General features: G+C 64.6%; 16 protein-coding genes. 11 read left to right on the top strand and 5 right to left on the bottom strand.

What is annotated here, in order from left to right:
- Window positions 1-21 precede the first annotated feature (21 nt).
- From ACSBOX_RS17040 to ACSBOX_RS17020, 5 genes are all read right to left on the bottom strand, one after another.
- Complete coding sequence (locus ACSBOX_RS17040) at window positions 22-936, bottom strand: patatin-like phospholipase family protein (RefSeq protein WP_442543509.1); 915 nt, start codon at window positions 934-936, stop codon at window positions 22-24.
- Between the two features lie 191 nt (window positions 937-1,127).
- Window positions 1,128-2,282 carry an ABC transporter ATP-binding protein gene (locus tag ACSBOX_RS17035; protein WP_442543508.1) on the bottom strand — a complete coding sequence of 385 codons (1,155 nt, stop codon included), beginning with the start codon at window positions 2,280-2,282 and terminating at the stop codon, window positions 1,128-1,130.
- The gene (locus ACSBOX_RS17030) at window positions 2,279-3,889 is read right to left on the bottom strand and encodes an ABC transporter permease (RefSeq protein ID WP_442543507.1); all 1,611 of its coding nucleotides are present in this window, start codon (window positions 3,887-3,889) and stop codon (window positions 2,279-2,281) included. Before ACSBOX_RS17030 ends, ACSBOX_RS17035 begins: the two co-directional genes overlap by 4 nt.
- 4 nt (window positions 3,890-3,893) lie before the next feature.
- A complete protein-coding gene (locus tag ACSBOX_RS17025) occupies window positions 3,894-4,952 on the bottom strand; it encodes an iron ABC transporter substrate-binding protein (RefSeq protein ID WP_442543506.1) in 1,059 nt (352 codons plus the stop codon).
- Window positions 4,953-5,130: 178 nt separating this feature from the next.
- Window positions 5,131-5,703, bottom strand: coding sequence for a Chromate resistance protein ChrB (locus ACSBOX_RS17020; RefSeq protein ID WP_442543505.1), 573 nt, complete (start codon window positions 5,701-5,703; stop codon window positions 5,131-5,133).
- 167 nt (window positions 5,704-5,870) lie between these two features.
- Here ACSBOX_RS17020 and ACSBOX_RS17015 point away from each other — a divergent pair, with 167 nt between their 5' ends.
- The 11 genes from ACSBOX_RS17015 to fliO all read left to right on the top strand — a co-directional run bounded on the left by ACSBOX_RS17015 (window position 5,871) and on the right by fliO (window position 13,709).
- A complete protein-coding gene (locus tag ACSBOX_RS17015) occupies window positions 5,871-7,013 on the top strand; it encodes a COG4280 domain-containing protein (RefSeq protein ID WP_442543504.1) in 1,143 nt (380 codons plus the stop codon).
- A gap of 138 nt (window positions 7,014-7,151) precedes the next feature.
- Window positions 7,152-7,406 carry a flagellar FlbD family protein gene (locus ACSBOX_RS17010; protein ID WP_442543503.1) on the top strand — a complete coding sequence of 85 codons (255 nt, stop codon included), beginning with the start codon at window positions 7,152-7,154 and terminating at the stop codon, window positions 7,404-7,406.
- A 3-nt stretch (window positions 7,407-7,409) separates the two neighbouring features.
- Window positions 7,410-8,237: a motility protein A gene (locus ACSBOX_RS17005; RefSeq protein ID WP_442543502.1), complete on the top strand. Its 828-nt coding sequence runs from the start codon at window positions 7,410-7,412 to the stop codon at window positions 8,235-8,237.
- The gene (locus tag ACSBOX_RS17000; protein ID WP_442543501.1) at window positions 8,234-9,031 is read left to right on the top strand and encodes an OmpA/MotB family protein; all 798 of its coding nucleotides are present in this window, start codon (window positions 8,234-8,236) and stop codon (window positions 9,029-9,031) included. The genes ACSBOX_RS17005 and ACSBOX_RS17000 overlap by 4 nt, the downstream gene beginning before the upstream one ends.
- Window positions 9,032-9,124: 93 nt before the next feature.
- Window positions 9,125-9,565: a helix-turn-helix transcriptional regulator gene (locus tag ACSBOX_RS16995; protein ID WP_442546055.1), complete on the top strand. Its 441-nt coding sequence runs from the start codon at window positions 9,125-9,127 to the stop codon at window positions 9,563-9,565.
- A gap of 178 nt (window positions 9,566-9,743) precedes the next feature.
- Window positions 9,744-10,154, top strand: coding sequence for a TOBE domain-containing protein (locus ACSBOX_RS16990; RefSeq protein WP_442543500.1), 411 nt, complete (start codon window positions 9,744-9,746; stop codon window positions 10,152-10,154).
- Entirely contained in the window at window positions 10,151-10,963 is an 813-nt protein-coding gene (gene modA, locus ACSBOX_RS16985) for a molybdate ABC transporter substrate-binding protein (protein ID WP_442543499.1), read from the top strand. Before ACSBOX_RS16990 ends, modA begins: the two co-directional genes overlap by 4 nt.
- A 65-nt stretch (window positions 10,964-11,028) precedes the next feature.
- Window positions 11,029-11,439 carry a VOC family protein gene (locus tag ACSBOX_RS16980; protein WP_442543498.1) on the top strand — a complete coding sequence of 137 codons (411 nt, stop codon included), beginning with the start codon at window positions 11,029-11,031 and terminating at the stop codon, window positions 11,437-11,439.
- Between the two features lie 126 nt (window positions 11,440-11,565).
- Complete coding sequence (locus ACSBOX_RS16975; protein WP_442543497.1) at window positions 11,566-12,462, top strand: flagellar motor switch protein FliM; 897 nt, start codon at window positions 11,566-11,568, stop codon at window positions 12,460-12,462.
- Window positions 12,459-13,199, top strand: coding sequence for a flagellar motor switch protein FliN (gene fliN / locus ACSBOX_RS16970; RefSeq protein WP_442543496.1), 741 nt, complete (start codon window positions 12,459-12,461; stop codon window positions 13,197-13,199). The genes ACSBOX_RS16975 and fliN overlap by 4 nt, the downstream gene beginning before the upstream one ends.
- Entirely contained in the window at window positions 13,200-13,709 is a 510-nt protein-coding gene (gene fliO / locus ACSBOX_RS16965; protein WP_442543495.1) for a flagellar biosynthetic protein FliO, read from the top strand.
- The last annotated feature ends 36 nt before the right edge of the window (window positions 13,710-13,745 follow it).

Genomic DNA, 13,745 nt, shown 5'->3' with positions numbered 1-13,745 from the left:
GCCTGTCCCGGAGTCAGTAACTCAGCTCCAGAACCCGGTGAGCTGCCCGGCAAGGGTTTTGCCTTGCTCGTAACCCGCCTGGGCCGCGGAAGGACGCAGCGACAGATCCATGGCATTGGCGCCGAACATGTGCTCGGAGTTGCTGTCCGGGAAGATCGTTTCGACCCGGCTTCCGCGGGCCCGGAGTTCGTCGACCTGCGTTGCCAGATGCGTGCCCCACTCGAATGGTTGCAGTGATCTGCCACCGAAGGGCGAGAGCACCAGGACGCGCTCATATCCTGCTGCCAGATCGGCATTCTCGGCATTGGATCGGAAACCGCCGTCGAGGTAGAGATTGCCTCCGATCTTGTAAGGCAAGCCGCTGGAACAGCTGGCGGCGATTGCGTCCACCAAATCGACTCCACTATGGCGGTCGAACGCGAGCGGCTCACCAGTACGGGCATCGATCGCCGTGATGAGCACCGTCCGTTCAGGCCACGCTTGGCTGGGTAGCCGCGTGGCGACCGTGCTGCGCCATTGCGATGACCAAGCGCCGTCCGACGCCGCATCCATGTCGAGCGCCGCCGCGCCCAGTCGCCGACGCATGTCAGCCACATTCTGGGCATCGGCGATGATCTTGTTGATCCGCTCGAGGTGGTTCACCACCGGCCGGGCTGATGCGCGTCCGGCTCCGGACCCGACCGGCGCGGGCCGTTGCGGTGGGACGGCGTCAAGGATGTTGGCGAACAGTTCAGTCGGGCTTGCGCCTGCAACCTGGGCCGCGGCCGTCGATCCGGCTGACGTGCCGATGGTCAGATCGGCATCGGTCACATCCAGCCCGGCCTCGAAGAGGCCAGCGAGGACGCCGATCAGCCAGGCATTGCCTGTCGATCCGCCGCCACCGAGGACCAACGCCCGCTCGCGGGAGTGCAAAGGTAAAGAAGATGTTGTGTTCATGGGAGTCGCCTTTCGCGAATTGCCTGTTTGGCGCTCCCAGTGGCGACTATTTCAGTCGCGAGATCGTGGACTGCAGGGGAGCACCCATTGCGGATACTGCGTTCATGGGACTCACCTCCTGCCGATTGATCACGATCGCCACGATGCTAGCACGACGCGCCGCGGCGCGCCATCGGCGACATGCTGTCTCCCTAATCATCCATCGGGAAGGCCACGCCTTCGCCTACAACCCGGAGGCTCAGTTCCGTGCCTGGCCTGGTGATGGACGCGTTCCAGTGGCGGATGGTGATGACCTCTCCGCCTCCTGGATAGGTCCGGGCGGCACCTTCGGCCGGAACGCGCGGAGCGAGCTTGATCCGCACCGTGGTCTCCGGGCCGAAGTAGTCGGTATCGACCACGACGCCGCGGATGGGACCATCCGGAGCAATCCGGATCTGTTCCGGACGGAGCATCAACTGCACCAGGCCCTGCGCCGGGGGACGGCGAACGGGGATGCCGCCCAGCGAACACGTGGCGAGGGAGCCTTCCATCCAAGCGTCCAGGATGACCGCATCACCGAGGAATTCGGCCGTGGCCCGGTCGGCGGGACGCGTGTACACAACGAACGGATTGCCGATCTGCGCCAGCTTTCCGCCGCGCATGATCGCCACCTGATCCGCGAAGGAAAGGGCCTCGGCTTGATCGTGGGTCACCAGGATAGTGGTGACCCCGGCTTCGTTCAGCACCTTGGCCACGGCCCGCCGGGTGGCCACGCGAAGGCCGGCGTCGAGCGCGGAGAATGGCTCGTCGAGGAGCATGAGTTGCGGTTCGCGGGCCAAGGCGCGGGCGAGAGCCACCCGCTGCTGCTGGCCTCCCGAGAGCTGGTGGGGCCGCCTTTTCGCCATGTCCGCATCGAGGGAAACCATGTCGAGCAGTTCCTGGACGCGCGTCTTGACGGCGCGGCGGCCGCCGTCGAGCGCTGACCTATCCAGTCCGAACGCGATGTTCTGCCCCACCGTAAGGTGCGGGAAGAGCGCGCCGTCTTGGGCAACATAGCCAACGTGCCGCTTGTGGGCAGGTACCCAAATTCCGTTCCCGGCTACCTTGTTTCCGTTGAGGCTGATGGAACCGGTGTCCGGGTGCTCGAATCCGGCGATCAGGCGCAACAGGGTGGTCTTGCCCGAACCGGACGGCCCGACGATGGCGGTTGTTCCGCCCTTGGCCACGGAGAGGTTCACGCCCTTCAACACAGCCTGGGAGCCGAAGTTCTTGGTGACCTCGGCGATGTCCAGATGCGTGTTGGTGGTGGGAGCCACAGAGGCCGCAACGCGCGGTGATGGAAGCCTTGAGGGGGATTGTTCAGTCACTGTCCGGCTACTTTCTTGGACTGTTGGAAAAGCAGATACGTCATGGGGGCAGACAGCAAGATCATGAGCAGGGCATAGGGTGCCGCGCCCGCATAGTCGATCTCGCTGCTCTTGCTCCAGAATTCGGTGGCGAGGGTATGCGTGCCGTTGGGGGACAGCAGCAGCGTCGCCGTCAGTTCGTTCACGATGGCGAGGAACACCAGCGCGGCACCGCCGGCGGCCGCTGGAGCCGTGAGGCGCAGCGTCACTTTCAGGAAGGACACCAAAGGAGCCTTGCCGAGCGATTGCGCGGCTTCGTCGAGTTCCTTGGGGGCCTGGGCCAGTCCGGAGCGGATATTGACCAGCGCCCGCGGGAGGAACAACAGGACATAGGCGGCAATCAGGACCCCGGAGGTCTGGTAGATCCCAGGCACCATCCGGATGCTTACCGTGACGAAGGCGAGGCCCACCACGATGCCGGGCAGGGAACTGGTGACGTAATTGGAGAGTTCCAGCATCTTGCTGAACCAGCTTGGGTGCCGCACGGCCAGATAGGCCATGGGGAAGCCGACGACGATTGTCGCCGCGGCGCCCAGGGTGCCATAGGCGAGGGTCTGGAGCAGCGCCGGAAGGAACTCGTCGGCCGACCAGACCTGGGCGCCTCCAGCTATCACCCAGCGCAGGACAAAGAAGATCGGCAATCCGAAGGCCAACACCGTGAGGGCAAGCAGGCCGAGCTGTGAGGGAAGTTGGTAGAGGCCCAAGGGCAGCTTGGTCGGCTTGGCCTGGGCACCGGAACCGACGCGTGCGTAGCGTGCGGTTCCCCGGCTCCTGACTTCAGCGAGGAGCAGGATGAGGCAGAAGAACACCAGGACGCTTGCCAACATGTTCCCGGCCGTGCCGTTGAACGTGGACTGGAACTGGGTCATGATCGCGGTGGTGAAGGTGTCGAAGCGGATCATCGCGAACGCACCGTATTCGGCCAGCAGGTGCAGCGACACCAGGAGTGCGCCACCCGTCATGGCGATCCGTAGTTGTGGCAGCACGACCCGGAAGAAGATGGCCCATGGCCCCAGGCCAAGGGACGCCGCTGACTGCTCGATCGCGGGGTCGAGACGCCCCAGGGTCGCCGCGGCGGGAATGTAGACGAGGGGGAAATAGGACAGCGTGGCGATGAGTACGCCGGACCAGATGCCCTCCAGGGAGGGGACTGCGGTTACCCACGCATAGCTGTTGACGAATGCCGGGATGGCCAGCGGGGCTGCCAGGGCCACGGCCCACCAGCGATGCCCCCGCAGCCTGGTCCGCTCCACGAGCCACGCTCCGCCAACCCCCAACACCAGGCATATGGGCACCGTGAAGACCACCAGCATGACGGTGTTGAGGAGCAACTCGCCGACGCGCGGCCGGACGATGAGTGCGACGGCGGTGTCCCACCCGGTTGCGGCCGTCATGTACGCGACGTACCCCAGCGGGATGAGCGAAAACAGTGCGATCAGCACCGCCAGGAGGGATATTGCGGAAACGCCGAAAGGCGGGCGGGGGCGCTTGCCCCTGCCCGCCGTCGTCGTGCTCGCCGAGGCTTCCGGGACGTCCGGAGAGATGCGAGCCGATAGATCAGTGGTCACAGAATTACAGCAGTCCTGCCTTGGTCATCAGGTCGGTGACCTTTGCGGAGTTCAATTTGGCCGGATCGACGGTGGGAGCCTGCAGATCCTTGATGGGAACGAGTTTAGCGTTCGAGTCCACGTTGGAAGCGATCGCGTATTCGTAGGAAGTGCCGTTCTTGAGGATTTCCTGGCCTTGCTTGCCGGTGATGAACTTGATGAAGGCCTGGGCAGCCGCCGAGTTCTTGGAGGATTTCAGCACGCCGCCGCCGGAGACGGACAGGAAAGCGCCCGGATCCTGGTTCTTGAAGAAGTACGGAGTGACCTTGTTGGAGTTCTCGCCGGTCTTGGCCTGGTCGCCATAGTAGTAGTAGTGGTAGATCAATGCGGCGTCGACTTCGCCGGCATTGACTGCCTTCATGGCTGTGCTGTTGCCCTTGTAGGCCTTGAAGTTGTCCTTCATGCCCTTGAGCCACTCAGTGGTGGCGGCCTCGCCTTTTTGTTCGAGGAGGGCTGCAACGATGGCCTGGAAGTCAGCGCCGGACGGCGAAGCGGCCCACCGGCCCTTCCACTCCGGCTTGGCCAGGTCCAGCATTGACTTGGGCAGCTTGTCGTCGCTGATCTTGGTCTTGTCGTACACGAGGACGGTGGAGCGGGCGGCGATGCCGGTCCACTTGTTGGTGGACGGGCGGTATGCGGCCGGGACCTGGTCCACGGTGGCCTTGTCGATGTCCGCGAAGAGACCGGCGTTCTCAACCTGGGCCATGGCGGGGGAGTTCTCCGTGAGGAAGACATCGGCCGGGGATGCCGCGCCTTCCTGGATGATCTGGTTCGAGAGCTCGGTGTCGGAACCCTGACGGATGGTGACCTTGACGCCGGTCTGCTTGGTGAACGCGTCCACCCATTCCTTGGTCAGGGTGTCGTGCTGGGCGTTGTAGACCGTGATCTCGCCGGCCACTTTAGCGTCGGCGGCCGCAGACTCGGGGGCTGCGGAGGAGGCGGTGCCGTTGCCGCACGCGGCCAGGCTCAGGGCTGCAGTGGCGGCGAGTGCGATGCCGGCCAGCGCGTTAGCGCGAATCTTCATGAGGGCTTCTTTCTGCGAGCAAATCCAAGGGAGCCCGGGGGAAGTAAAAGCGGGCTCACAGCTTGAAACTTTAGGTTAGCCATACCTAAATTTCCATCCAGAAAGCCCCATCGTGACTGGAATCACATGTATTACGCAAGATTTACGTGCCCTAATGCGCGGCTAGTGGAAGCGCCTCCTAGTGGGCCTCGGATTCTTCTGCGTAGACCCTGCTCGCGTAGTCCTCCAAGGCCTGTGCGCATTGGGCCAGGGCGGTATCCGCTTCGGTGGAGCCGGGTGCCTGGAAGGAATCGCGCGCCCGGATCTTGGCAAGCCAGTTGACGAGCTTGGTGTAGTCGACCTCGTTTTCCTCGAGCTCGGCATAGGTGAAGTGATTGGCCTGGTACTCCTTCTCTATCCCGGCGAGAAAGTCCTTGCAGCGGTCAACGATCTCGTCGTATTCATCGGTGCGGGCCGATTGATAGAGGTTCAGGATGTGGGAATCGCCTGCGATGACGGTGGACGACATCAGGATTGCCGTTCCTGGCATGTCAAGGATTTCGTGGCGAAGCTTCTGGAGGGCGCGCTCCGCCGCCGGTGACTTCGGCAGCGCGGCGATCGAGTTCTGCAGATACACGGCGCCCAATCCTTTGAGGCGCCGCCACACCGCAGCGCGCAAGCGGGTGGGCTCGGACGGGACGCGGTAGACGAGGATCAGCCATTCGGCTGCCCCGCCCGCGTCCGGAGTGTCGGTCGATTCGGCAGGGCGCATGTTCGGATTCTATCCGCCGCTGCTCCTTGGCCCCGGGCCGAAGCGTCGGGACCCGGTTGTCGAAAGCCCTTAACTTTTCATTCACCGGATCAGTAGAATCTGTTATGAGTACGGAGTCACGATCAATAGGTTGATGATCTAACAGCTGTTACAAGAAAGCGGCACCTTTGAATACCACCGCGTTGCTCCTGTCCGTCTTCCTCGCCTGTTTGGTCGAAGCAGTGGAAGCCGCCACCATCGTTCTGGCTGCAGGCACCGCCCGTGACTGGCGTTCGGCGCTCTCCGGCGTCGGCGTCGGCCTCGTTGTCCTGGCCGCCGTCGTCATCGTCTTCGGGCCTGCGATCGCCCTGATTCCCTTGGACGTCCTGCGTGTTTTGGTCGGAGGGCTCCTGCTTGTCTTCGGCCTCCAGTGGATGCGCAAGGCCATCCTTCGCGCGAGCGGACACAAGGCCCTTCACGATGAAGACGCCATCTATCGTCGTGAATTTGCCGCGGCACAGTCCGCGGCCGGGGGATCGCGCTTCGGGGTGGGCGATTGGTACGCCTTCACCCTCTCGTTCAAGGGAGTCCTGCTCGAAGGACTGGAAGTTGCGTTCATCGTGGTCACTTTCGGCAACATCCAAGGCCAACTCGGCCTGGCTGCATGGGCTGCGGCAGCGGCAGTGGTCCTGGTGGCCGTTGCGGCGATCATCGTGCGCGGACCCCTTTCCCGGGTGCCGGAGAACACCATGAAGTTCATCGTCGGCATCATGCTGACGAGCTTCGGCATCTTCTGGGGTGCCGAGGGTGCGGGCGCCGTGTGGCCCGTGGCTGATCTCTCCCTCCTGGTCATCATCCCGTCCTTGGCCGTCATCGCCCTGGCCATCGTGGCTGTGCTTCGCCGCCGTCCCTCCAAAGCAACGCCGGCCGCGGTGACCGCGCCAACCGAGTCCGCGCCAACCGAGTCCGCGCCAACCCAGTCCGTCCAGGCATCCGGCGATGCGATCCACGACGGCGGTTCTCCCGCGGGAGCGTCCATGGAGCCCGGTAGTCCGGAAGCCGCAGCGCGGACCCGCACCGTGACCGCGGGGATCACCCCGGCTGCGGGGCCGCGCAAGTCCTCGGTGGCGGGCTCGCTGAAACGGTTCGGCCTGTTTTGGTACGACTTCATCATTGGGGACGACTGGAGGGTGGCACTTGCCATAGCCGCGTCCTTTGCCGTCACCGCGGCGCTGAGCTCCGCGGGAGTCGGCGGAGTCTGGTGGGTGGTTCCCGCCGTCGCCGTCTTGACGCTTCCCATGGCCCTTTCCCGCTTGGTCCGCACGTCCTGACAGGGCTCAGTGGGCCTCTGCTGAGGGGTAGCTGGAGAGACGCAGATCGGCGGCAAGCTAACGCGAGCGAGCATCCGGCCGACAGTAGGGACTGAACCGCCTCCTCACAGCGCCTCCCTACCTAAGCAGAAACGGCCCATGATCGTTGTCACCCGCCTGAACGGCACTCGCTTTGCCGTGAATCCGGACATCATTGAACGGATCCACGAAAGCCCGGACACCCATCTGGTGACCCTCGACGGCGCCACGTACGTTGTACGGGAAAGCCTCGTGGAGGTCGTGGAACTGATTGCGAACTACCGGGCCTATATTCTTCGGCGGGCACAGGATCTCCCCACCGTGACGGGCTATCCCTTGAGCCTCGTGCGCACACCGGACCCTGACGGAAGGTAAGCCATGGATCCCTCAACAATAATCGGCTTGTTCCTGGCCTTCGGCTCGGTGGTCGCCATGGTGACCCTCGAAGACGCCAACCTCATGGCACTCCTGCTTCCCGCGCCCATGGTCCTGGTTTTCGGGGCCACCTTGGCCGTGGGACTGGCCGGGAATACGTTCCGCGATACCATCCGGGCGTTCAAGGACCTCCCCAAGGCGTTCAAGGGAAAGACGGACAAGCCCCAGGACAGCATCGACCAGCTGATCGGCTTCGCCGAGAAGGCACGGAGCGAGGGTCTCCTCTCCCTCGAAGAGGCGGCCACGGAGGAGAAGGATCCCTTTCTGGCCCGGGCCCTGCAGAACATCGCCGATGGCACGGACGCCGAAGAGCTGCGCATCCTCATGGAAGACGAGATCGACTCCAAAATGCGCAGCGACCACGTCTCTGCCAAATTCTTCGCCAGCCTGGGCGGCTACGCGCCGACCATCGGCATCATCGGCACCGTGGTATCGCTGACCCACGTCCTTGAGAACCTTTCCTCGCCCGATCATCTGGGGCCGATGATCGCCTCCGCCTTCGTGGCAACCCTGTGGGGTTTGTTGTCCGCGAACTTCATCTGGCTGCCCTTTAGCTCGCGGCTCAAGCGACTCTCCGAGCTGGAAATCGAACGTATGACCCTCTTGATGGAGGGCATGCTGGCGGTGCAGAACGGGACCCAGCCCCTCCTGCTCGCCGAACGGCTCCGCGCCATGGTTCCCCCGGACCGGCTCGGCAAGGCGAAAACCGCAAGCAAGAGCGACGACGACGAAACCCGCCCCGGCAAATTCGCTTCGTCCAAGGCCGCATGAGGTCCCGACGCCGCCGCGGCTCACCTCCCGCGGAAGAGCACGTCGACGAACGCTGGATGGCTTCCTACATGGACATGGTCACGGTGCTCATGTGCATGTTCATCGTGCTCTTCGCAATGTCCACCGTGGACCAGGCCAAATTCGACAAGCTCCGCAACTCGCTGGCCACGGGATTCGGCACGGTGGTCAGCCAGAAGGTGGACACCGCCACCGGAACCGTCGTCCCGCCGGAATACACCAGCGCCGACGCCCAGGGATTCTCCAACTTGGACCTCGCACTGAAGGAAGCGGCCCGGCTCACCGCTTTGCGCGACGACATGAAGTCCAAGCTCGACGCCGCGGGGCTGGGGGCCAATGTGCAGTTCCAGATCAACGAACGCGGACTCACCGTGAAACTCGTAGGATCGCAGACCTTCTTCGAAGCCGACCGGCCGGACCTCACGCCCCGTGCGAGCCAGGTCCTCGGCATGATTGCCCCCACCATGGCCAAGGCGGGCCTCGAAATCATGGTGGAAGGCCATGCCGCCAACGGGGTCACCTCGTACCCCTCCACGTGGGAGCTTTCTTCCGCACGCTCCGTCAATGTCCTCAGGTACCTCGTCGACCACGGGGGCATTTCGGCAGGGCACATCGGCGCAGTCGCGTACGGATCCGCCCGGCAGGTCAACGACGATTCCACCGAGGCGCTCATGGAACTCAACCGCAGGGTCGACGTCGTCGTCCTCTCGGACAAGCCCGAAGTGGTCCGCGCACTGATCCCCGAGGCGCTCAAGGCCAGGGCCGGCGGCCAATAGCGGCCGTGTGCCATGAGCGGCCGGTGACGGCATGGTGTCGTGACGATGTCGGACACCATGGAAGTGGCCGGCGTGCCGAGGTACGCTCGTGGCATGACCCCGGAAGACATCGCCAGGCTCACGTACTTGCGGAAGGCCCGTGACCTGATCGACCGCGAGTACGCCAAACCCCTCGACGTACCCACCATGGCCAGCCATGCGTTCATGTCACCGGCACACTTCTCCCGGCAGTTCCGGGCCGCTTATGGCGAGACCCCCTACAACTACCTGATGACCCGCCGCATCGAGCGCGCGATGGCACTCCTGCGCGGCGGAATGAGCGTGACCGACGCGTGCATGGAGGTCGGTTGTACGTCACTTGGCTCTTTCAGCTCGCGGTTCACCGAACTCGTGGGGGTGCCGCCCAGCACGTACCGCGCCCGCGAACACCTGGCCGTGGCCGCCATGCCCGCGTGCGTGGCGAAGATACGCACGCGGCCCAGCCGGAACGATGCCAGCAAGAATCGCGAAGCGCTTGCCGTTGCCGCAGACTGACTGACTGATACGCCGTAGCCGGCCAAATACGCCAGAGGTTCCGCCCCGACAGGGCGGGACCTCTGCTGCGTCCTGGACGCCTGCCGGCCGGGACAGCACCACCGCGGGAAAGCGGGTCACATTTGATTTGCGGAAGTTACATGCCGTCATTACCGCATTTGAGGATTATTCTGAAGCTATGCCAAATATTCGAGTATCTGAAGCAGCTCGTTTCCTGGGCGTCAGTGACGATACCGTCCGGCGCTGGACCGAGAACGGCATCCTGACCCCGGTCAAGGATGATTCCGGTCGGCTGGCCGTTGACGGGCTGGAACTTGCCCACCTCGCGCGGGACCAGGCCCAGCTGCCCGAGGATCCCACCCGGGTGGGCCGCTCGGCACGCAACCGCTTCGTCGGACTGGTCACCGGCATCACGGCGGACAAGGTCATGGCACAAGTGGAACTGCAATGCGGTCCCTTCCGTGTCGTGTCCCTCATGAGCAGCGAGGCGGTCCGGGAGCTCGGACTCGAACTCGGCTCGGTCGCCACAGCCGTGGTCAAGGCCACCACAGTCATCATCGAAACACCCCAAGGAAAGAGCGCCATATGAGGATCACCCGCAAGCCCTTCGCCGCACTGCTCGTTGCCGGCGCCCTCGCGGCCAGCCTGGCCGGCTGCGGTTCAAGCACTCCCGCGAGCACCGCAAGCAGCGGATCGGCCAGCGCCACGGAAACGCCAAAACTCTCCGGCACAGTGACGGTCTACGCGGCTGCCTCGCTGAAGGCAACATTCACCAAGCTGGCCAGCGAATTCGAGGCTGCGAACCCGGGTACCAAAGTGGCGCTGAGCTTCGCGGGGTCATCTGACCTGGTCACGCAGATCACCCAGGGCGCCCCCGCGGATGTCTTTGCCTCGGCAGACACGAAGAACATGGCCAAACTGTCCGACGCCAAGCTGCTCGACGGAACGGCCAAGAACTTCGCCACCAACGTCCTGACCATCGCCGTCCCGCCGTCGAACCCGGCGTCGATCAGTTCCTTCGCGGATCTGGCCAAGCCGGGCGTCAAGGTGGTCGTCTGCGCCAGCCAGGTGCCGTGCGGCTCGGCAGCGCAAACCATCGAAAAGGCCACCGGTACAACCTTGAAGCCTGTCAGTGAAGAGTCATCCGTGACTGACGTCCTTGGCAAGGTGGCCTCCGGCGAGGCCGACGCCGGACTCGTCTACGTCACCGACGTCAAGGGTGCCGGGGACAAGGTCAAGGGCATCACCTTCCCCGAGGCGGACAAGGCCGTCAACACGTACCCGATCGGCACCGTGGGCACCAGCAAGAACAAGGACCTGGCCGCGGCATTCATCGCGTTGGTGACGGGAAGCGAAGGCAAGAAGGTTCTCGGCGACGCCGGCTTCGGAACTCCTTAGCCTCCCGCAGGAAGCGAGCAGGATTCGAGAAGCGCGTGTGGGTGCAGCGGACTAGCGTCGTTGCCATGACTATTTCACTGCAGTACTCACACATCACTGTCAACGATCCCGACGAAGCACTCACGTTCTATCGGGATGCCCTCGGCCTCGAGGTGCTCAACGACGTCGCACAAGGCGGATTCCGTTGGGTGACGCTGGGCAGCTCGGACCAGCCGGGTGTTGAAATCGTGCTTTCCGAACCTCACGCGGGCCGGTCCAAGGCCGACGGCGACTCCCTGCAGGAGCTGCTTACCAAGGGTGTCCTGGGGCCGATCGTCTTCCGCTCCGACGACGTCGACACGCTCTTCGAGAAGGTCAGGGCTTCCGGCGCGGAGGTCATGCAGGAGCCAATCGACCAGCCATGGGGTCCGCGCGACTGCGCCTTCCGCGATCCTTCGGGCAACATGGTGAGGATTTCCCAGGCTCCGGCCGCGTAGCCTTCGCCTGAGTTCGTGGGTGTGGCCCGTGGGCTGCGTTTCGGAACGCAGCCCACGGGCCACACCCACGATCCTTCCCAAAACTCGTCCCTTACGCCCGCACTTTCCTTGCCGATAGTGGCAACCGTGAGTGAACAGGAAGATCAATCGGCGGTACGGCAGCGCACCGTGGACGTCTATGACTTCCGCAGGCCCACCACCTTGCCGCGCCAGCACAGCCGCGTCCTGGAAGTCGCATTCGAAACGTTCGCCCGCCAATGGGGAACACAGCTCACGGCCAAGGTCCGCGTGAAGTCCACCGCGACCCTTGAACAGCTCATCATGCAGAGCTACGACGAATACGCGGCGTCCCTCCCTTCGGTCACCTCGATGGTGCTGTGCCGCATCGACGGCAGCGAGTCGCGGCTGGTCATGCAGTTTCCCGCCACGGCGGCCTTGTCCTGGGTCACCCGCATGCTGGGCGGGGCGAGCGAGACGGCAGTCCCGGACCGCAAGTTCACCCAGATCGAGCAGGCCCTCATCAGCCGCATGGTCGAAGACGGGCTGGAGGACCTGAGCTATTCGCTTGGTGCCCTGCTGACCACCCCGGTGCGCATGGACGTCATCCAGTACAACTCCCAGTTCGCCCAAGCCGCGGCTCCGGCGGAACTCATGATCGTGGCCTCATTCACCGTGAAGGTGGGCGAAAGCCTTGCCGCTGCCAGCCTCGCGATTCCGGCCGACATCCTCCTTTCCGGGCTCGGCGACGTAAATCCCACCGTCCACAGCCGCGACGCCGAGGCACTGGTCCGCGCCCAGGTCACCCAGGTGCCGGTGGACGTCGCCATCCAGTTGAGCCCCACTCCGGTGACGCCGGCGCAGATCCTGGGCCTCGCCGTCGGGGACGTCATTCAGCTGCCGCACCTGGAGAACCGGCCGTTCGACGTCGCCATCAACGGCACCCGCCTGGCCACCGCGGCACCTGCCCGCAACGGCTCCCGTGCAGCCGCCGTCATCGTCACAATCGAGGAGAACCAGCGATGAGCATCACCCTGACCCTGCACGAGTCCGCGGCCGAGCGTTTGGCCACGCAGCTGCCGACTCCCGCCACGCTGCACGTCGCCGGCATTGTCCCGCCCCAGGCCGCATCGGCATACGCACCCCTCGCGGTCACGGCTACGTTCGTGGGAGCAGTGACGGCGGACTTCGCCCTCATCCTCACGGACCGTTCCTTCCTGGCCGCTGCCGGCGGCGCCCAGCAAGGCCACTCCGCCGTCGTGTCGGCCATCGACGTCCTGCGTCCCGCGATGGAACACGCAGCCGACGCGTTCGACGCCGGCGTGCTGGGGGAGTTGCGCGAGGAAGACGCCGCCGGGCTGCTGTCCGACCCCGAGACTGCTGTTTTTGAACTCCGCCAGCAGCAAGCGATGGACGGCGGGCAGGCGTTTGGCTGGTTCGCTGTCCGGGTCCGCGAACACGGGACCGTGCAGGACGCTGCCGCCGCGCGGAACGTTCAGTCCGGGGCGGTTTCGTCCCGCCTCGGATTGATCAGCAACGTCGAAATGGCCCTCACCGTGGAAATCGGCCGCACCCGCATGTCCGTGCGCGACGCCCTCGCCCTGGAACCGGGCAAAGTGATCGAACTGGACCGCTCGGCCGGTGCACCCGCGGACGTCCTCCTCAACGGTCGCCTGATCGCGCACGGTGAAGTCGTCGTCGTGGACCAGGACTATGCCGTGCGCATCACCCGCATCCTGGACGTCGCCGAGGGAATCTACTAGATGGATTCCGTCATCCTCGGGCTGCGCGTGCTCGTGGCCCTGGGTGCGGTGCTGGGGCTCATATGGGTCCTGCAGCGCCGCCTGCTCAAAGGAAAGGCCAAAGGCCGACGCCGGGCCAACACCACCCTGACGGTGGTCAGCCGGCAGACGGTCGGCCAAAAGGCCTCCGTTGTGGTGGTCGACGCCGGTGACAAGCGATTCCTTTTGGGCGTCACCGAACACGCCATCAACGTCCTGCACAGCGGTGACGTCCCCGTGGAACTTCCTGAAATCGCGACGGCACCCGAAAGCTTCGCCGATATCTTCCGTGACGCCGGGGGAGCGTCGCTTCCGGACAACGGGCCCCAAACGGCACCCCAAGGCAGCGGACTCCAAGCTGCCGGACACACTCGCCGCAGCGAGATCCACCGGCGCAGCGGGCTGGACAAGGCACAGCCCATGCACGGATCCATCCTTGCCGGTTCCACGTGGCGGCAGGCCGCCGAGGCCATCAGGGGACGCCGGAATTGATCGCGACTCTTGGGCCTGCCGATGCCCACCGCACCG

It is taken from the genome of Arthrobacter sp. KN11-1C, assembly GCF_052180225.1.
In the GTDB taxonomy this organism is placed as follows: Bacteria; Actinomycetota; Actinomycetes; order Actinomycetales; family Micrococcaceae; genus Arthrobacter.
This window is presented reverse-complemented; position numbering and strand designations above follow the sequence as displayed.

Bases quoted from the DNA above. Each gene is read 5' to 3' on its own strand.
- ACSBOX_RS17010 (WP_442543503.1), top strand. From the start codon at position 7,152: ATGATCGTTGTCACCCGCCTGAACGGCACTCGCTTTGCCGTGAATCCG.
- ACSBOX_RS17020 (WP_442543505.1), bottom strand. From the start codon at position 5,703: ATGCGCCCTGCCGAATCGACCGACACTCCGGACGCGGGCGGGGCAGCC.
- ACSBOX_RS16980 (WP_442543498.1), top strand. From the start codon at position 11,029: ATGACTATTTCACTGCAGTACTCACACATCACTGTCAACGATCCCGAC.
- fliO (WP_442543495.1), top strand. From the start codon at position 13,200: ATGGATTCCGTCATCCTCGGGCTGCGCGTGCTCGTGGCCCTGGGTGCG.
- fliN (WP_442543496.1), top strand. From the start codon at position 12,459: ATGAGCATCACCCTGACCCTGCACGAGTCCGCGGCCGAGCGTTTGGCC.
- ACSBOX_RS17000 (WP_442543501.1), top strand. From the start codon at position 8,234: ATGAGGTCCCGACGCCGCCGCGGCTCACCTCCCGCGGAAGAGCACGTC.
- ACSBOX_RS16995 (WP_442546055.1), top strand. From the start codon at position 9,125: ATGACCCCGGAAGACATCGCCAGGCTCACGTACTTGCGGAAGGCCCGT.
- ACSBOX_RS17025 (WP_442543506.1), bottom strand. From the start codon at position 4,952: ATGAAGATTCGCGCTAACGCGCTGGCCGGCATCGCACTCGCCGCCACT.
- modA (WP_442543499.1), top strand. From the start codon at position 10,151: ATGAGGATCACCCGCAAGCCCTTCGCCGCACTGCTCGTTGCCGGCGCC.
- ACSBOX_RS16990 (WP_442543500.1), top strand. From the start codon at position 9,744: ATGCCAAATATTCGAGTATCTGAAGCAGCTCGTTTCCTGGGCGTCAGT.
- ACSBOX_RS17040 (WP_442543509.1), bottom strand. From the start codon at position 936: ATGAACACAACATCTTCTTTACCTTTGCACTCCCGCGAGCGGGCGTTG.
- ACSBOX_RS17005 (WP_442543502.1), top strand. From the start codon at position 7,410: ATGGATCCCTCAACAATAATCGGCTTGTTCCTGGCCTTCGGCTCGGTG.